Below are 17,331 nucleotides of genomic sequence, written 5' to 3' on the forward strand. Positions count from 1 at the left end.
GGCCTGACTCAGCGTACGAGTCCCACGCCGCGCCCCAACGCCCCGTTCACCAAGGCGGCTATGGCCTGCGCGCTGACGGATCGCCCCACCGCACCGCACGCCTCGGGGCCGCAGCAGGTCCGCGGGCCCGCCCCCGCATTCAGGATCATGCGGTGCCCTCTCCCTCCCCCTCACCTGTGACGAGCCTGCGGTCAAGTCGTTTCCGCGCACGCGCCAGGCGCATGGATGCCGCCTTCTCGGTGATCCCGAGGATCTCCGCGATCTCCGCGGTACGGAACCCGGCGATCATCAGGTTCACCGCCTGGCGGTCGTTGTGGTCGAGTTGGGCGATCGCCTCGGCCAGGACCACCGGTACGACCGCCTCGTACGTGGGGTCGACTCCAGGAATGCATCGGAGCATCCCCTGTTGGAGCGCACCCGATTCTCGGGCACCCTTCCTCTCCGCGTTGGAGATGTGCCCCAGAGCGATCTTGTAGGTCAAGGTGCGCAACTGCCGTAAGCCCACGTCGTCGGTGGGAACGGGCACCTCTTTGCGCCAGATGGTCAACATCGTTTCGCTGGCCAGGTCCTCGGCGAGCCCGGAAGGGAATCTCGCCCGGATGAAACGGTGCACCTTCGGAAGCATGTCTGCGAAGAACTCGCTATAGAAAACGTCCCTCATCCGGCGCCTCCCCCGAGCGCGTCCGTTGACACATCGCGCTGAAGGAGGCCGTGCCGAGGCAGCATCCCCCTGGATGCCACGTGCCCCTGGGAGACCGACCGGCAGGCCGCATTCAGGGATGCGTTCCCCCCTTCGGCAGCGTAACAAGCCCTCGACGCACCGGTGTTCGTAACCGGCAGCGCAGCCGGTGATTCATTCGGCCGGGCCTGTGGGATTTTTCGATCCGGTGACATCAGGTGGTTCGAAGCCACCCCCATCGAGGTGAATGGGGGGCTCCGACCCACGGGGGATGAAGTGAAGCAATTGAATCGAACACGAAGAGGCGACACCCAGGAGTCCGAGGTCCACGCAGAAGAGGCCGCGCCGAGGGGCAGGGCCGGCGTCGCACTGATAGGCGCGCTGACGCTGCTCACTGGGCTGCTGACGGCCACTGTCTCCACTGCGTCGGCCGAGCCTCTGAGGGACTCGCGCGGCGTCACGCTGGCAGCGGCCGACCTCGCCGGCGCCGTCGAGCACATCAACCGCAAGATCTACGTCGAGAAGCAGAACACGTCCGCCGCCGGACTTCAGCGATCCGTGGGCAAAGACGTGTCACGGCTCGCCGCTGAACCTCGCGCGCTCCGTTCCCTCGCTGCTGAGGCGAGCAGGATGGGCGATGTCGCCGAAGAGTTCCACGCCGACGGCAGGATCAAGGTCACCGATGTCGACGCGTCGATCGAGCGCGTGGTGACCGACGGTGGCGTCCGGTTCGTCACGCTGCACATCGCAAGGACACTGGGCGACGGCCAGGTGTGGGAGGAACTGCAGCCGTACGCGGTGATCGACGCACCGCTCGGCACGTTGCGGCCGGGCCAGTTCTTCGCCGTTGACGGTGAAGCAGTGCAGTTCGATCAGGTTCCCGCCGAACTGCTCGACTTCGACAGTGTGCCGAAGTTCGATCCGGCCGAGTTCACCGACCCCGGTCTGAAGGCACCACTCGTCCCCGCGTCCGATCCGGCGGTCGCACCGTCCTCGACGAAGCCGTTGGCCAAGGACGAGACACCGGGCGGGTTCGAGACCCGGGCACTGAGCGCGGCCAACCGGACCAAGGTGAAGAACTACGCCCTGAAACACGCACTGAGCCCCAACCGCTCGTACCACGAGTGGTCGCAGGACTGCACCAACTTCGTGTCGCAGTCGCTCAAAGCGGGAGGCTGGAAGCACGACCTGGGCTGGTACCGCAGCGACGGCAACTGGTGGTACACCGGGAACGTCGGAATACGTGCTTCGTGGACGTGGGCCGGCGCTCCCAACTTCTTCCGCTTCGCGCGGATCGAGTCCAAGCGGGCAACCGGATGGTCGAACGTCTACCAGTTGCGAGTCGGTGACATCCTTCAGTATGCGAACAGCACCAGCTACAACAACATGGTGCATTCGATGGTGACCACCGGGCACAGTCGCGGAGTCCCGCTGCTCTCGTATCACACGTCCAACACCAAGAACAAGCCGTTCACCGCGATGAACAGCAAGGGAAGGACATGGTGGGCAAACAAGGTGTGAGCAGGACCATGGGCCGTCTGCCGGTTTGGCTCGCCCTCGTGGCGTCGGTGGGCCTGCTGGCAACGGCAACGGCCTGCGGAAGGACCGGCTGCGGGAGTGGTGCGAAGTCCGGCGAGGAGGCAGTGCGGCAGTTCCTGGGTGCGGCGACGGCCCAGAACAAGTCCGAGGAGGAAGTCTGCCGATACCTCCAGAAGGGCGAGAGCGTCGATGAGGCGGTCGCATGGGTCGCCGAGCTCGACACCGCCGGAGGTACGGACGCGCTCGATGTCCGTGAGCGCCGCGGGGACCGGATGGGGGCCGAGCATCGGTTCGCCCTCGGACCCGCATCGGCACCGATCGCCGACCTTGCTGTCCTTGAGGTCGACGGGCGGTTCGTCGTGTCGGTGACCGGCAGCACGAAAAAGTAGGCAGGCGCCGGGGAGTTGGCGCTCGGGACGATGAACACGTGGTTCTCGGTGGCGGGGACGGACCCCCTGCCGCCGAACCGGCACCGAGCGCCGACTCCTGGACTCCGGACCTTCCGCCCTCCCGGCGGACCCGGGAAAACATCCACCGCGCCGCCGCCCAGCAAGGCCCCGTAACGGCCCGGGGCGGGCCGGGGCGGCATGTTGTCCGCGACCGCCGGGGGTACGGCGGTCGTGCCGCACGGGAGGCCGCCCACCTTCCGTACGCGAGCCCGCCCCGCACCCCAACACCCCCTCCCACCTGGGCATTTACGGGCTGCGGGCTTAGAATTGACCCCTACCGCACCGCACACTTCGGGGGTCTGGGTGAAGCACGACCGCAACCGTTCCATACGTACCGCAGACGACGTCATGGCCCTCCTCGACGGGCTGTTCGCCCCCGAGACGGACCGGTGGACGGAAGGGGCGTCCGACTGGTGGGACGGCTTCTACGCGGACCGCGACCGGCCCGTCCCCTTCTTCGTCCCGAAGCCCGACGAGAACCTGGCCTCGTACCTGCACGGCGGACTTTTCGGGCACGGCCGCGGCGACGAGGCGCTCGACCTGGGCTGCGGCCCCGGCCGCAACGCTCTCCTCCTGGCCGCCGCCGGCTACGACGTGGACGCCGTCGACCTCTCCCCGAAGGCCATCGCCTGGGCCGAGGACCGCGCCCGCGAGGCGGGCCCGGAGATCGCGTCCCGGATCAGCTTCACCTGTGGCGACGCGTTCGCGCTCACCCAGGCCTCCGCCCCCCTGTCCGGCCCGTACCACGTCATCCACGACTCGGGCTGCTTCCACCACCTGCCGCCGCACCGCCGCATCGGCTATCTCGCCATGCTGGAACGTCTGTTGGCGCCCGGCGGGTACTTCTCCCTCACCTGTTTCGCGGCGGGCGAGGGCGGCATGGGCAGCGAGATCCCCGACGCGGACCTCTACCGCGCCGACCGCCCCCACCTGCACGGCGGCCTCGCCTACTCCGCGGAGTCCCTCCGTCGCATCTTCGCCGCCGTCCCGGGCCTGGAGGAGGTCGAGATCCGCCGCATGCGCGACGAGCCCGCCGACTCCCCGCACTTCGGCGAGAGCTTCCTGTGGACGGCCCTGTTCCGGCGCGTGCACGGGTAGATCTTCACCACCCCCGCCGGCGCCGGAGCACGCCGTGCCGGGTGGTGTGGACGGTGGACGAGGAGCGCCGCGCCGGATTCGGGTACGGGACGCTGCCCGGCCACCCCGAGTGCGGCGAGGAAGTGTTCCTCGTCGAAACGGACCAGGCGGACGGCAGCGTGTGGCTGACCGTCCGGGCGTTCAGCCGCCCCGTCGCCTGGTACGCCCGAGCAGCCGGGCCACTGGTGCCGCTGTTCCAGGCCGCGTACGCGCGGCGCTGTGGGCGGGTGCTGCGGCGCGCGGTGCGCCGGGACGCGCGACGAGGGGCGGCCCGGACGGGGGAGTAGCTGCCGGGTCGGCGGGGGCCGTCGCCGTCCCGGCGGACGCGGTGGAGTCAGTGGGTCCAGGCGGCGAGGAGTTCCGCCGCCCTGCGGGGGACGGGGCGGTCGGCCCGGCCGAGGGCGGTGGCGGCGTGGAGGAGGTCAGCCAGCAGTTCCAGGGCGCGGTCCTGGGCGGCCACGACCAGCAGGGAGTCGAGCTGGGCGGCCCATGCCCTTTGCAGGCCGGGCGGGGAGGAAGCAGCGCTGGTGGTGACCTCGTGCGCCCAGGCCCGCATGTGGTCGGACTCGGCGGGCGGCACAGCCGGGCCGTGCGCGGCAGTGCGCTCCCGGGGGCGGTTCCTTCGCACGGCGGCGGCGAGCGCTGCCACGGTGGTCGTGTGGTAGCAGGTGCCGAAGAGGTACGCGGCCGCTTTGTCCCCTCTCAGGCCGGTCATGACGTCGGGCCGGTGCACCGGGCCTGGCACGGCGCCGTCCGGCCGCACGGCGGCGGTGAGGGTGTTCCAAGCGGCAGCCGTCGTCCGGGCCGTACCCTCGTCCGTACCCGCACCGGAACCCGTACCCGTCCTCAGGGCGGACTCGCACACGAGCAGTTCCGCCAGGAGGTCCAGACTTCCGCGGGCCAGGCGGACGCCGAGCAGGATGCGTACGGACTCGCGCAGTCGTGCTGCCGCGTCGTCGCCGTCGAGCAGGAGGGGTTTCCGGCCGAAGTCCGTCGCGTAGAAGACGACATGGGTGAGGGCGTAGGTCTCGCTCTCGCTCAGTTGCAGGACGTCGGGGTCCAGCGCGGCGATGCTCTGCCGGTGGAGTACGCCTGCCTCGGGGAGGTGGGGCGGAGCGGTGAAGCCGCCGCGATCGGCGAAGTAGCGGAGCTCCAGCCGGTTGAACACCGGTTTGTACGGTCGGGCGAGGCCACCCGAGTCCGCCGTGAGCAGTGCCTGGCCCACCGTGCGGAGGGCGGGCTGGGGGCGGCCCAGCTGTTCCAGCAGGGCGATCAGGTTCAGGTGGTAGGGGAGGAAGTCGTCCCCTGCCCGCAGACCTGCCTCGAAGGACCGTTCGGCGACTGCCCGTTCGGCGAGGTCGAGTGCCTTGGTCCGCAGCGGAGCCGTGGGAGGGAGGGCGTCCGCGCGCTCCAGGATCCTGACCAGGCCGAGAAGTTCCAGGAGGGGACCGGGGCGGAAGGGGCGGCGGGGCAGGTGCTGCTCCCAGCGTTCCGGGGCGAACCACTCCACCTGGGACTCGATCCAGCGCAGGGTGCCGGACAGCACCAGGTCGGCGGCCTCGCCCTCGTCGAGCTGCCCGGGAGACCGGGGCCGGGTGGCCGAGGTCACCGGCCGCTCCTGAGCCGCAGCACGCACAGGACGACCCCCAGGAACCCGGCCAGGACTCCGAGGTCGGCCCACCAGGGCAGCAGCCCCCCGCTGCCCACCAGGGTCTGGCGGGCCAGGTCGACGGCGTACGACATGGGATTGAGGTGCATGATCCAGGCCAGCCACCCGGGCGCATCCTGCGCGCTGAAGACCGATCCGGAGAGGAACAGCATCGGAAACATGGCCAGTTGGACGGTGGCCTGGAGGGTCTGTACCCGTTTGATGACCGTGGCCAGGGACAGGCCGATGACGCTGAACACCACGGCGGTCAGCGCGTAGACGCCGACGGCGGCGGCGAACCGGCCGGGCGTCAGCGCGATCCCGGCCAGGGGCGCGAAGGCCAGCATCACGACGCTCTGCGCGGTGACCATGCCCGCCCCCGCGACGACCTTGCCCAGCGGCAGGCAGATCCGGGGGACCGGCGCGACCAGGAGTTCGCGCAGGACGCCGTACTCCCGGTCCCAGGCGTACGTCTGGCCGGAGGCGACACCGATCGACACCACCTGGATGGCGATGATCCCGGGGAAAACGTACGCGCTGAACGGCACCGTGCCGACCGAACCGATCATGGCGTTGAAGCCGACGGCGTAGACGAGCACGAAGAAGAGGATCTGCACCCCCTGACTGATGAGCATGCCCGGCCGCTTGACCTGCCGGAGCAGATCCCGGTGCGCGATGACGCCGACGGCGCGCAGGGCGACGATCAGCCGGCTGTCCTCCGGGACGGTCTCCGGCCCGACGTCGTGAACGATGGTCGCGGTCACTGGGTGCTCATCCTCTCCTGGCGGTGCTCGTGCGGAAGGCCCGGCTGCTCCCGGTGGTCGCCGGGCGCGAGTCCCGGGCTCTCGTGCTCCACCGCCGCGGCCAGGTAGACATCGTTCATGGAGGGGTGGTGGACGGCGACGGTCAGACCGGGCACGTCCAGGGCCCGGACCACGTCCGCGATGCGGGACTCGGGGTCGGCGCAGTGCACGGCGACCCCGCCGGGCTCGTGCAGCGGCTCGAAGCCCGCGGTGCGCAACTGCCGGGCGGCGGCGTCGTCGTCGGCACAGGACACCACGATGCGTGAGGAATCCAGACTGCTCTTGAGGCTTCCGAGGCTTCCCTGCCGTACGACCCTGCCCTTGCGCAGGATGACGATCTCGTCCGCGTACTCGGCCTCGTCCATGTAGTGGGTCGAGTAGAGGACGGTGACGCCGAGCCGGTCGCGCAGGCGCAGCAGGTCGGCCCAGACCGCGGCCCGGGCGGTGGGGTCCAGGCCGTTGGTGGGCTCGTCGAGGATGAGCAGGTTGGGCCGGTGGAGCAGGGCGCGGGCGATCTCCACGCGCCTGGCGAGGCCGCCGGACAGGTCCTCGACCGGCTGCCGTCGGCGGTCGGTCAGTTCGAAGAGGTCCAGCATGAGGTCGATCCGCGCCCGGGCGTCGGAGCGTTGCATGCCGAAGAGGCGGGCGTGGAACCACAGGTTGCGCTCGACGGACAACTCCTTGTCCAGGGTGCGTTCCTGGAAGACGAGGCCGAGTCGGCGCCGGGCGGCCACCGGGGCCGTGAGGACGTCGTGTCCGAAGACGCGGACGTGCCCCGAGGCTGGTCGCGAGGCCGTCGACAGCACTCCCAGCAGGCTGGACTTGCCCGCCCCGTTGGGGCCGAGGAGTGCGGTGATCCGGCCGGGCGGCGAGCTGATGGACACGCCGTCGACGGCGCGCACCTTGCCGTAGCGCACGACGAGGTCGGTCAGTTCGAAGGCTGCCGGCGCCTCTGCGGTGGACACGTCGATCTCCTCGATTCGCTCGGGTTCCCCGATTCGCGCCGTTCTCGCCGTGCCTCCGGGAACCTCGGGCCGGCTCATGCCAGCCCCAGCGTGCGGTCCCAGGGCAACGGCCCGTCGCCTACCGGAAGCAGTGCCAGCGCCACGCCGGCCGCTCCCTCCAGCATCCCGGCCGTGTTCACGGCCCGGTGCGGCACCGGGGACCGGGCCGCCGCCGGGAAGCGCATGAGGTGGCGGAACCCGAAGGGCGCTTCCTCGTCGGCGCACTCCAGGATCATGCCTGTCAACCGGGCGCATCCGCGGCGCAGTTCGGCGTCGCCGGTGACCTCGGCGACCCGGGCGACGACCCGCAGCAGCCCCGCGTGGCCGTGGCAGACGGTGGCGCCCTCGATCGCCCACCTGGATACGTCCCGGCGCAGTGCGGCCCGCAGCGCGTCCGTTGCCGCTGCGCGCCATTCCGGCCGGTCGAAGGCGGTCCCGGCGTGAAAGAGAGCGGCAGCGACACCCGGGGTGCCGTAGCACCAGGCAGTGCGGGTGAACAGGGCGTGCGGTCGGGCGTCGGCGAGTTCGTCCTCCCAGCTCACGCGGGCGGGCCAGTACGGTCCCGCGTCGTCGCGGAGTGTCCAGCCGAGCAGCCAGTCGGCGATCCGCTCGGCCGCCTCGGCGGAGCCGGGGACCCGGTGCCCCGCCCGCTGGGCCGAGGCGAGCACGGTGAGTGGTCCGGCGATCCCGTGCGCGAGCCCGAGGTTGAAGTCCCCCCGCGGGTAGGTCCGCCGGTCCCGTTCGCTGACCTGGAGCCCGGCCGGAACCCACCAGCCGGGTACCTCGTGGCCGTCGACCCGGACGGGGTGGGTGAGACGTACCAGATGGTGCAGCGATTCGGCGAGGGCGGTCTCGACGTCCGGGCCGGTCTCGGCCTGGTCGGCCGCGGCGTCCAGGAGCAGGCGGGTGGTGCCGGACGCGCCGTTGACCAGGTCGTACGCCGCCCAGTCGACGCCCGTCGCGCCGCCGTCTGCCCGCTGCCGGAACACTCGCAGCCGCTCGCGCTGGTCCTCGGCGACCCAGGCCGCGAGCTTCCGGCGCAGTGCCCCGTAGTGTCCGGCCGGCCCCGCACAGCTCTGGGCGGCCGCCAGCAGCGCGGCGGGCCCGGAGAAGAGTCCCCGGCTCGGCGCGGAGTTCATCGCCCGTCCGGCGGCGGCCAGATGCCGGTGGGCCACCGGCCGCCAGGACTCGTCGGACCTGGCCAGTTCGGCGTAGAGGAGCGCGGTGCCCGGCAGGCCGTTGGCCAGGGTCAGCGGGCCCCACATGACGGCGTCGTAGACCGGGTCGCGGTTGTCGTCGCGCGAGGCGACCTCGGCCACCTGCTCGGGGTCGGCGAGCCGGTCGGCGACCAGCGCCACGGCGCCCTCGGCCGTGAGTGCGGTAGGTGCGGTAGGTGCGGTACCTGCGGTGGCGTTCATGAAGTGTGGCTCCGGCGCTGGAAGTTGTCCTGCACGGCTCCTCGGGCGATACCGAGCACGGCCAGTTCGCGGGCGCTCTGCCCGCCGAAGAGGCGGTTGCAGACCATGTGCATCAGGCTGCCCACGACGCGGCCCTCGGGGGTGGCGCCCGCTTCCCGGACGGCACCGGCGAGGCGCCGGACGGCGCTGTCGCGCCGGCCCAGCGCTGCCAGGGCCCGTCCTCCCGCCGGGTCCAGCGCGGGCCAGCCGCCGTACGGGTCGATGATGCGGCGCCAGTGGGCCGCGCGGGTGCGGAAGGCGGCGGGCAGGTCGCGGCGGGAGCCGGTCATGGAGAGCCAGGCCGCCGCGGCGTCGTCCCCGAAGTCCCCTACCCCCAAGGGGTTTTGCGGCGACGGCGGTCCGAAGGCATGGGCCAGCGCCGCGCAGGAGAGGGCGGCCAGGGAGTCGACCGTGTGGTCGTTCGACGGGTCCTTGGCCAGGGCCAGCAGAGCGAGCGCGGCCTCGCTGTCGTACTGGAAGACACGTTCGGCGAGGCGCGCGGTGGCGGGGCCTCCGTAACGCTCGCTCTCCGGGTCGTACTGGGCCAGACTGTGGCTGCGCAGCAGCCCCTGCTGCTGCCAGCGGTCGAGGAGGGCCCCGAGCGCGGGGGCGGCCGAACCCCACAGCCGCTCGGGCCCGTCGCCGTGCAGGCGCAGACGCAGGTGCTGGCCGGCCTCGTCCGTGTACCGGATGAAGAACCAGGCGTCGGCACCCTTCTGCTCGGCCAAAGACACCAGTTCGGGGACGTGGTCGCGCAGCAGGTCGTCCTGGAGGCGCGCGGCACCGTGCAGCTTGAGGTATATCCACTCGCCGCCCAAGCCGTGCACGGTACGGGTGGGCTGGTGGCGTCCGGCGTACGGGCGGCGCGACGGACGGCCGGTCTCCCGGCGGACCAGGGGGACGACCAGCTCCGAGGTGTGCCCGGCGAGCGGGCTGTCCAGCCAGCCCTCGTGCTCGCCGGGTACCTCCTGGGCGATCAGGTCGGGGTGCCGCTGGATCTGGTCGCGCAGGACCTCGCGGTGCCAGGTGTCGTCGAGGTCGAGCAGCAGCCGCTGGTCGGTGGTCACGGCGAGTACGTGCCGGGGCACGTCCCAGTCGGCGCGCCAGTCGCCGACGACGCGGCCCCAGGCGGCGGTGTCCTGCGCGCAGGCGGCGGCCGTCGCGCGCAGAGCGTCCAACCGCCACACCGCGCAGGCCAGGACGAACGACCCGTGACGGATGCGCGGCACGAACGGGGCGTCGGCCAGCGGCCCCCAGTTCCACGGCTCCCACACGCGCTGGCCCTCCAGCCCGATCTCCCACAGCAGCCTGACCGCGTTGGGGGCCTGGGCCGGTGCGCTCACCATGTTTCCGAGTACGGGAACGATCTCCCGGCCGGTGGGCACGTGGACGGCGGTCAGACGGTCGAGGGTCGCCCCGATGCCGATGTCTGCCAGGCGCAGCTCCTCGACGCCCGGTGCGTCGGGCACGCCGACTCCGATGCGGCGTCCGGTGGCCGGGACGGTGTGGGCGAGGTTGGCGGCGCGCCCCGAGCGCGTCCGGAAGGCGAGGTCCACGGCGACGGCGTTCTGGACGTGCACAGGGTTGCCGCGGTGCAGACCGGTGAACTCCGTTCGCCACTGCGGGTCCAGGTCGGCGAATCGGGCGAAGGTCGATCCGGCCCGGTGCGAGCCGGGCGAGGGCGACAGGAAGACCAGGAACTCCCCGTCGTCCAAGGCCTGTACCGAGTCGGCGACGACCTGCACCGTCACCTCCGCCGAACTGGGCAGGTCCGCCGGGTCGGCGGTGTCGTGGAGGAGTTCTTCGAGGTCCGCGTCGTCGAGCACGATCTCGCGCAGTCCCTTCCTGTGCGCGGTCGCGACCATGCGCGCCATGGACCGGTCCCTGCGCGCGGTCCGCGGCGGGTCGGGCACCGGGACGGGCGGGGCGTCGCCGTTGGGCCACCCGTAGCCGGCCGGTGCGCCCAGACCGGTGGACTCGTCGAGGAGGTCCAGGACGGGTACGAGCCGGTCGGCTCCGTAGACGTCCAGGAAGCGGCGGTGGTAGTTGCGCAGGGCGAAGAGGCCGAGCTTGGGACGGGAGAGCCGCCACATGGTCTCCGTGGCGCGCTCCACCACGTTCCGGACGGTGTGGGGCAGATGGAGCGTGCTGTCGAGACGGGTGTCGATGTGCAGAGGCGTGTCGTCGGGTTCCGCTCCGCGTGCCGTGGCGAGGAGCCGACCGAGCTGCTCGCGTCCGGCGCCGACGTCGAGCGTGTCGTACACCTGTCGCTGGCGGTCCAGCTCCTGTAGTGCGCGGTGGAGGCGGCACGTCTCGTCGGAGGGGTGTTCCACCGGCGCGAGGCGGTCGAGTACGTGTCGGAGTGGGTCGCCGCCGTCCAGGGGCGGCCGAAGTCCGGTGATGAGCACCTCCTGGCGCACCAGCTCGCCGATCAGCGCGCGAATCTTGTCGGCGGGTGCCGCGGGGAAGGCGGAGGCGAGCCGCTCGACCAGCTCTTTGTACGGAAGCGGGAGCACGGCGTCGGCCACGGCCCTGGCGACGACGGGGGTGCGGCGCAGGGAGAGCGTGGAGCGCGTCTCGCCGCCCTCGGTGAGACGGACGCCCTGCGCGGAGGACGCGGTGAGAACCAGGCGGTCGCCGCGTACGGTCAGGGCTTGGTGCGCCTGGACGGTGAGGGCCGCCAGGACGGCCGGGTCCTGTTCGAGACGGTGGCCGATCCGGGTGAGCCACTGCATGTCGGCGTGGGTGCGGGTGCGGTGCTCCCCGCCCCGGGCCAGTTTGGCGGCCGAGTCGAAGCAGCCGGTGGAGACACCGGCGAACAGGCCGAAGGGCGTGGGCCGGGTACGCATCCGGATGTCGTAGCGCAGGACCGCCAGGGCGGCGCGGCGCAACTGGCCGGGCTTGATGCCGGCCGGGCCGCGCGTGGCGACGCGCCGGATCATCGCGCTGAGGCTGGGCGAGGCCAGGTCGACGGCTTCGGCCAGCGCAGGGTCCGCCGGTACCGAGGCCAGCAGACCGGCGCAGCCGTCCAGGTCGGCCGGGTCCGCGGCGGGCAGGGGCAGCGGGGCTGCGCAGGGCGCCACGGGAGCCCGGTGCAGGAAGATGTCCCTGGCTTCGAAAGCGTTCTCTCGTCGGGTACGGCGCACCTGTGACGGTTCCCCCACGATGTCCCCTTCTCCTTCGTCAAGCCCCATGGGGCGGGGTAGCCCCGCCCCATGGGTTCTCACATGACCGTGCCGGTCGTCAGCAGCAGTGGCTGCAGCCGGAGCCGCCGCCGTCGCTGGTGCAGCCCGGGGTGCACCAGGAGACGCTGGTGATGGCCGGGCCGGCGACCGACTTCTCCACGCCGATCTCAAGGTCGAGGTCGAAGAGGTCCGCGTCCTGCTTCGACGGGGTGGCCGTGTTGACGCTGCCCATGAGGGTGCTCCTTCGCTTGAATCGAACGAATGCTCGTTGATCGCGATCCGTGGCCACGCAATCACGGGGGTTCGCGCCCGAACAACCGTCACCGGCCCGAATGGCAGCAATGGCAGCCCCTTGGCAGGGGCGCGACACGCAAGAGCAAGTCGCGGAAATTTCGCCCCACTTGTGAACCGGCCCGTCGTTCCCTGATACGTACAAGGTGTGCGTCCGGACGAAGACCTGCTCGCCGACCTTGCCCAAGGCGACCACGCCGCTCTGCGTGTCCTCTACGAGAGGCATGCCGCCGCCGTGCTCCGCCTCATCCGCAGACTCACCTCCGACCAGGGGATGGCGGAGGAGATCCTCCAGGAGACGTGGCTCGCGGTGTGGCGCTCGGCGGCGGCGTTCCGCGGCGAGTCCTCGGCCAAGGGGTGGGTGATGGGCGTGGCGAGGCGGCAGGCCCACAACCAGCTCCGCCGTACCCGCCTCCAGGTGATCGATCTGGCCGAGGCGGGGGATGTGCCGGACCCGGCGCCCGGTGTGGAGGAGCAGGTCCTCCAACACGCGGAACGCACCGAACTGATGACCGCCGTGGCCGCGCTTCCGGAACATCTCAGCGAGGTCCTCGAACTGGTCCTCGTCGAAGAACTCCCGTACCCCGAAGTGGCCACCGTGCTCGCCATCCCGGTGGGCACCGTCAAAAGCAGGATGTCCCACGCGCGGCAGCGGCTCGGCCGCATGCTCGCCGCCGGACGGCTGGAAGAAGCGAAGCGACCATGACGACCGAACATCTCACGGACGACGCACTGATCCGGTTGACGCGCACCGCGCGGGGCGGGCCGGGAGCAGTTCCTGCGGCCCCCGAGCCGCACCTCGCCGCCTGCGCCGACTGCCGGGGCCGGATGGCGCAGTGGCGGACAATCACCGCCGCGGTACGTACCCGGGCCGAGGAACGGACGGTGCTGCCGCCCTCGTTCGAGGTCCTGCTGCGCGAGCCACTGGACCGGGAGACGGCCGCACTCGCGCCCTCCGCCGCCGATCCGGTCACCCGTCCGCCCGACACCCGGGGCGCCTGGCGGACCACCTGGCAGCTGGTGTCCCGCCAGGTCCTGCTGCTGCCGCGGAGCTGGGCGCCGCTGAGCGCCGCGATCCTCCTCGGAGCCGCCGTGCTGGCGTCCCCCCACGGCCCCGGCGCATTCGGGCCCGGCGTGTTCGGCTCCGTGGTGGTTCTCCTGGTGATGCTGGGGGCGCTGATGGTGGTTTCCCCACGCCGGGACCCCAGGAGCGAACTGCTCTTCACACTGCCGGTGCCGCCGGCCACGGTGTTCCTGGCCCGGCTGACCGTGGTGATGGGGGTCGACGTGGCGCTGGCGCTGGCCTGTTCCGCTCTGGTGCATGATCCGGCCGGGTGGACCGGGGTGGTCTCCGGCTGGCTCGGTCCGTCCCTGCTGGCCGCTGCCTGCGCACTTGCGCTCGCGGTCCGGTTCACACCTGCCGCCGGTGCGACGGCGGGCGGTGCGGTGTGGCTGCTGGGAGTGCTGAGCGGGCCGCAGCAGATGTTCACCACTCCGCTCACCGGCGTTCTGGGCCCCCTGCTGTCCACCACGGTGTGGACAGTGCTCCTCGCTGCCGCCCTCCTGAGCTGGGCGGTACGGGTCATGCGCTCCTTCCGCCCCCTCGCGCCCCCGGAGTGACAAGAGCCGGTCACCGATCCACACGTACGGATCGTCTGCCGTGAACCACCGGGCCCCGCACCGCTACGTACAAGGTGCTGCCCCTTGGTTCCGGAGCCGTCGCCGACGGGAGAGGTTGCATGGCGATACAGGAGAGAGGCGCCACGGTCGGTGCTGCCGTGTGGTGGCCGTACGAAGTGCATCGCTGCGGCCGGCAGGCCCTGGCCCTGCCCGTCGTGGCGGCTCTCCTCGCCTACGCGGCGGGCTCGGCGGACTCGGCCACCGGCCTGCTGCTCGGCCGTTCCGTGCTGAGCTGCGCCCTGCCCGCGGCTGCGGCACTGGCCTGTGCGGCCGTGGTGGCACGCGAGCGCATGCCGGAACTGCACCTGTCCCTGCCGACCCGCTATGCGCGTACCGTCGCCCGTCGCCTCTGCTGGCCCGCCGCCGTCACCGCGAGCGCGGCGATCGTTCTGGTGGCGGCATTGGCGGCCACCGGCCGGCGGGCGCTCGACGATCCGCTGGTCCTGCTCTGGGAACTGACCGGACTGACCTCCCTGCTCAGCGGCGGCGCCGTCTGGGCGACGGCCCGTTCCGGTTCGGCCGCCCCCGCGGCGGGCCTGGTCACCGCCCTCGTCCTGGCCAAGCTCCTCCTGCTCGACCGGGTCGTTTCCGGCGCCGCACAAGCCCTGCCCGCGCTGCTCGCCGGGATCCTGCTCACCGTTCGGGCGTTGCGGGCACTCGACCCCGGACGGGCGGGAGAACCGCCCCGCACACCCACCACGGAGGGCCCCCGCACCTGATGACCTCCTTCGCATGGACCCTCCGGTACGAGGCGCTGATGGCGGCCCGCCGCAGGACCGTCTGGGTGACGGTGCTGCCTCTGGCCCTGCTCACCCTGCTCCTCTCGGCGACCTCGCCGACCATCACCGCGCATTCCGACGCCGCCGCCCGGACCGGTGCTGCCGCGGTGCTCGTCAACACCTTCTGCACGCTCGGCATCGGGATCGCGCTCGCCGACCGGCTCCGCCATGCCCTGGACGCACGCGGAATGCCCGAGCTGCTGACCGCCACCCAGAGCGCACCCCTTGTCCGCACCACCGGGACCCTCGTCGGCCCGCTGCTGACCGCGCTGGGCCCGGTCGCCGTCCTGTACCTGCTGTACGCGGGCACCGTGTCGGCGCTGTCCGGCACGCCCGCCCCGCTCGGCTCGGGCGTCGCGGCCCTGCTGTTCGCCGTGCTCCCGGCAGCCGCGTTCGCCACCGCGCTCGGCGGACTGCTCGGGGTGCTGATGCCGGTGGCGGTCGCGCGGGGCCTGCTGGTCGTGATCTGGCTCTGGGCCTGTCACTTCCCTCCGTCGTTCTCCCCCGTACCCACCGCCACCGGCACCCTCCTGTCCCCGCTGGGCGGCTACCCGCTGGTCGCCTGGGCGCACGCCCCGGCCGTGTGGGCGAGCCGGGAGGGCACAGGCGCCCTGCGCCCCGAGGCGGACAGTACGACCGCCCTGCTCAACCTGGCATTCGTCGTGACGGCCACGCTGATCTGCCACGTGCTCGGCCACCTCGTCACCCGCATCCGACGACACGGAGCATCATGAACATCACCACCGAGCAGCTGACGAAGGTCTACCGCGGCGGACGCCGCGCGCTGGACGCCGTCGACCTGCACATCGACCAGGGAACCGTCGGCCTGCTCGGTGCCAACGGGGCGGGGAAGACCACCCTGCTGCGCATCCTCACCGGTGTCCTGCGTCCCACCTCGGGCCGGGTCCTGGTCGGCGGGAACGACCTGTCCACCACCGCGGGTCTCACCGCCGCCAAACGCCAACTGGGCTATCTGCCGCAGGAACTCAACCTCTACCCCGACCTCACGGCCCGGGAGTTCCTCGACTACATCGCCGTACTCAAAGGCATGCACAGCAAGCAGGAGCGCCGCCGCCAGGTGGAGGAGCACCTCGACGCGGTCGGCCTGCGGGAGCGGGGCTCCGAGCGGCTCGCCGCGTTCTCCGGCGGCATGCGACGTCGTGTCGGAATCGCCCAGGCCCTCCTCGGCAACCCGTCCGTGCTCATCGTGGACGAGCCCACCGCCGGACTCGATCCGCACGAACGCATGAGGTTCCGTGCCCTTCTGGCCGGACTGGGCGGCAGCCGCACCGTCCTGCTCTCCTCCCACCTTCTCGACGACGTGGCCCAGACCTGCCGGCACGTGGCGGTCATCGCCGCCGGCCGACTGGTCTTCCACGGCTCCACCGGTGCGCTCGCCGGCCAGGCGGCCGGCTGTACGTACGTGGTCCGGGGGCACGGCCCGGGGGGCCTCCCGCCCGCCGACGCCCAGGTGGTCAGCGCCGTCACGACCCCGGCGGGCGACGCCGAGTACCGCGTCGTCACCGCGACCCCGCCGCCCGGGGGCCGGCCCGTCGAACCGTCCCTGGAGGACGGGTACGCCGCGCTGCTCGCTGCGGACACCGCAGGCCGGGGCGTCTCGACCCGAGACCGGAATCGGGACGGCAGGAACGAAGTGACAGAGCGATGAGCGCGCTGCCGAGCGGACCGCACACGTCGTCCGTGAACAGACGCGAGAAGCGGGGTGGACACAGGGCGTCCTGACCCTCATTGCCGGAAGCGACCAGGCAGCATGGCCTCGGTACGCGCGAAGTACCTTACTACACAGCGGACTTGACCATACGTCAGCTCACAGGCCGTCCCGGACGCCCTTGACCAGCGGCGGCCGGGAAGAACGTTTCCATCACACGGGGGAAAGCATCATGCACGAGTCCCAGCCCCTCCACGTACTGGCCCACGTCGCTCTCAAGAGCCATTTCGAGACGGCGCACGCCCCGGACTCACCCTTCGCGTCCCTGCACCGATGTCTGGACCGGGTCGACTTCGTCGAAGGGAAGGAACTGGCCGCCGTCGACGGCACCCTCGACCTGCCGGTACTGCTGCCGGTGCACAGCGAGTACCAGACCGAGGAACTCCGGGCCTTGCGGAATCTGCACCCGCTCGCCCTGCTCATCGCCGTCACGAACGACATCTCGGGCCACCCCACCTACTACGCCATACGCTCCGGCGCGAACTTCGTCTTCAACCTCGCCATCGAGGGCCGGCGACAGGTGGGCATCGTGCACGCACGGCTCAGGGCCCACGCCGAGGCACGGGCCTTCGCCACCACCCGCCTCCAGCCCGTTCCTCACCGGGCGGCGGTCGGCACCGCCCTGCAAGTCCCCGCACCGGCCGCACCCCCGCCCGTGTGGCCGACGCCGGAGCTCTCGGCCGAGGACCGGGATCTTGCGCGCCAGCTCTGCACGCCCATGACGGTGTCGGAGATCGCGCGCAGTCACTACTGCTCCGAGCGGTCCATGTACCGCCGCATCCGGAGGCTGTACGACTCGCTGGGCGTCGGCAACCGGTCCGAGCTGAAGACGCTCGTGTCGGCGGACCTCGCCTCCACCGAGGGACTGCGGTCCAGGGCGGGCTGACCCGCCACGGCGCCCCTTCACACCCTCGGACGCCGGCCCCGCCCCCGGACTCGACGGCCGCAGGA

16 protein-coding genes and 1 pseudogene are annotated in these 17,331 nt (G+C 71.8%); 10 read left to right on the top strand and 7 right to left on the bottom strand.

The genetic code is table 11. From position 1 onward, the window contains the following. Positions 1-145: 145 nt before the first annotated feature. Positions 146-661: an RNA polymerase sigma factor gene (locus HNQ79_RS07745; RefSeq protein WP_185028329.1), complete on the bottom strand. Its 516-nt coding sequence runs from the start codon at positions 659-661 to the stop codon at positions 146-148. A 162-nt stretch (positions 662-823) separates the two neighbouring features. Here HNQ79_RS07745 and HNQ79_RS34430 point away from each other — a divergent pair, with 162 nt between their 5' ends. The 4 genes and pseudogenes from HNQ79_RS34430 to HNQ79_RS07765 all read left to right on the top strand — a co-directional run. Beyond that, entirely contained in the window at positions 824-2,200 is a 1,377-nt protein-coding gene (locus tag HNQ79_RS34430) for an amidase domain-containing protein (protein ID WP_185028331.1), read from the top strand. An 8-nt stretch (positions 2,201-2,208) separates the two neighbouring features. After that, on the top strand, positions 2,209-2,607 hold the full coding sequence (locus HNQ79_RS07755; protein WP_229923331.1) for a hypothetical protein: 399 nt from the start codon (positions 2,209-2,211) through the stop codon (positions 2,605-2,607). Between the two features lie 408 nt (positions 2,608-3,015). Beyond that, the gene (locus HNQ79_RS07760) at positions 3,016-3,765 is read left to right on the top strand and encodes a class I SAM-dependent methyltransferase (protein ID WP_185028763.1); all 750 of its coding nucleotides are present in this window, start codon (positions 3,016-3,018) and stop codon (positions 3,763-3,765) included. 32 nt (positions 3,766-3,797) lie between these two features. After that, positions 3,798-4,091: pseudogene (locus HNQ79_RS07765) on the top strand (DUF1990 domain-containing protein); the annotation flags it as partial. Between the two features lie 47 nt (positions 4,092-4,138). Here HNQ79_RS07765 and HNQ79_RS07770 read toward each other — a convergent pair. The 6 genes from HNQ79_RS07770 to HNQ79_RS07795 all read right to left on the bottom strand — a co-directional run bounded on the left by HNQ79_RS07770 (position 4,139) and on the right by HNQ79_RS07795 (position 12,133). Continuing rightward, positions 4,139-5,413 carry a DUF6895 family protein gene (locus HNQ79_RS07770; protein WP_185028337.1) on the bottom strand — a complete coding sequence of 425 codons (1,275 nt, stop codon included), beginning with the start codon at positions 5,411-5,413 and terminating at the stop codon, positions 4,139-4,141. Beyond that, entirely contained in the window at positions 5,410-6,216 is an 807-nt protein-coding gene (locus tag HNQ79_RS07775; protein WP_229923330.1) for an ABC transporter permease, read from the bottom strand. Before HNQ79_RS07775 ends, HNQ79_RS07770 begins: the two co-directional genes overlap by 4 nt. Next, on the bottom strand, positions 6,213-7,220 hold the full coding sequence (locus tag HNQ79_RS07780) for an ABC transporter ATP-binding protein (RefSeq protein WP_229923329.1): 1,008 nt from the start codon (positions 7,218-7,220) through the stop codon (positions 6,213-6,215). The genes HNQ79_RS07775 and HNQ79_RS07780 overlap by 4 nt, the downstream gene beginning before the upstream one ends. A 74-nt stretch (positions 7,221-7,294) precedes the next feature. Then, positions 7,295-8,677, bottom strand: a complete 1,383-nt coding sequence (locus HNQ79_RS07785) for a lanthionine synthetase C family protein (protein WP_185028341.1) — start codon at positions 8,675-8,677, stop codon at positions 7,295-7,297. Continuing rightward, a complete protein-coding gene (locus HNQ79_RS07790) occupies positions 8,674-11,880 on the bottom strand; it encodes a lantibiotic dehydratase (protein WP_229923328.1) in 3,207 nt (1,068 codons plus the stop codon). Before HNQ79_RS07790 ends, HNQ79_RS07785 begins: the two co-directional genes overlap by 4 nt. Positions 11,881-11,959: 79 nt before the next feature. Then, a complete protein-coding gene (locus tag HNQ79_RS07795) occupies positions 11,960-12,133 on the bottom strand; it encodes a gallidermin family lantibiotic (RefSeq protein ID WP_185028346.1) in 174 nt (57 codons plus the stop codon). A gap of 207 nt (positions 12,134-12,340) precedes the next feature. On the opposite strand from HNQ79_RS07795, the gene HNQ79_RS07800 reads away from it, so the two are divergent. The 6 genes from HNQ79_RS07800 (at position 12,341) to HNQ79_RS07825 (ending at position 17,266) form a co-directional block, all read left to right on the top strand. Beyond that, positions 12,341-12,898, top strand: coding sequence for an RNA polymerase sigma factor (locus HNQ79_RS07800; protein ID WP_185028348.1), 558 nt, complete (start codon positions 12,341-12,343; stop codon positions 12,896-12,898). Then, positions 12,895-13,812: an anti-sigma factor family protein gene (locus tag HNQ79_RS07805; RefSeq protein ID WP_185028350.1), complete on the top strand. Its 918-nt coding sequence runs from the start codon at positions 12,895-12,897 to the stop codon at positions 13,810-13,812. The genes HNQ79_RS07800 and HNQ79_RS07805 overlap by 4 nt, the downstream gene beginning before the upstream one ends. Before the next feature lie 119 nt (positions 13,813-13,931). Further along, entirely contained in the window at positions 13,932-14,591 is a 660-nt protein-coding gene (locus tag HNQ79_RS07810) for a hypothetical protein (protein WP_221507453.1), read from the top strand. Then, entirely contained in the window at positions 14,591-15,385 is a 795-nt protein-coding gene (locus HNQ79_RS07815) for a hypothetical protein (protein ID WP_185028352.1), read from the top strand. The genes HNQ79_RS07810 and HNQ79_RS07815 overlap by 1 nt, the downstream gene beginning before the upstream one ends. Beyond that, entirely contained in the window at positions 15,382-16,320 is a 939-nt protein-coding gene (locus HNQ79_RS07820) for an ABC transporter ATP-binding protein (protein WP_185028354.1), read from the top strand. Before HNQ79_RS07815 ends, HNQ79_RS07820 begins: the two co-directional genes overlap by 4 nt. A 232-nt stretch (positions 16,321-16,552) precedes the next feature. Further along, positions 16,553-17,266: a helix-turn-helix transcriptional regulator gene (locus HNQ79_RS07825; RefSeq protein WP_185028356.1), complete on the top strand. Its 714-nt coding sequence runs from the start codon at positions 16,553-16,555 to the stop codon at positions 17,264-17,266. Positions 17,267-17,331: the final 65 nt, after the last annotated feature.

It is taken from the genome of Streptomyces candidus (assembly GCF_014207445.1).
In the GTDB taxonomy this organism is placed as follows: Bacteria; Actinomycetota; Actinomycetes; order Streptomycetales; family Streptomycetaceae; genus Streptomyces; species Streptomyces candidus.

Excerpts from the sequence above, each read along its gene's own strand:
- HNQ79_RS07825 (WP_185028356.1), top strand. The coding sequence starts at position 16,553 with ATGCACGAGTCCCAGCCCCTCCACGTACTGGCCCACGTCGCTCTCAAG.
- HNQ79_RS07795 (WP_185028346.1), bottom strand. The coding sequence starts at position 12,133 with ATGGGCAGCGTCAACACGGCCACCCCGTCGAAGCAGGACGCGGACCTC.
- HNQ79_RS07815 (WP_185028352.1), top strand. The coding sequence starts at position 14,591 with ATGACCTCCTTCGCATGGACCCTCCGGTACGAGGCGCTGATGGCGGCC.
- HNQ79_RS07810 (WP_221507453.1), top strand. The coding sequence starts at position 13,932 with ATGGCGATACAGGAGAGAGGCGCCACGGTCGGTGCTGCCGTGTGGTGG.
- HNQ79_RS07760 (WP_185028763.1), top strand. The coding sequence starts at position 3,016 with ATGGCCCTCCTCGACGGGCTGTTCGCCCCCGAGACGGACCGGTGGACG.
- HNQ79_RS07805 (WP_185028350.1), top strand. The coding sequence starts at position 12,895 with ATGACGACCGAACATCTCACGGACGACGCACTGATCCGGTTGACGCGC.
- HNQ79_RS07745 (WP_185028329.1), bottom strand. The coding sequence starts at position 661 with ATGAGGGACGTTTTCTATAGCGAGTTCTTCGCAGACATGCTTCCGAAG.
- HNQ79_RS07755 (WP_229923331.1), top strand. The coding sequence starts at position 2,209 with ATGGGCCGTCTGCCGGTTTGGCTCGCCCTCGTGGCGTCGGTGGGCCTG.
- HNQ79_RS07785 (WP_185028341.1), bottom strand. The coding sequence starts at position 8,677 with ATGAACGCCACCGCAGGTACCGCACCTACCGCACCTACCGCACTCACG.
- HNQ79_RS07820 (WP_185028354.1), top strand. The coding sequence starts at position 15,382 with ATGAACATCACCACCGAGCAGCTGACGAAGGTCTACCGCGGCGGACGC.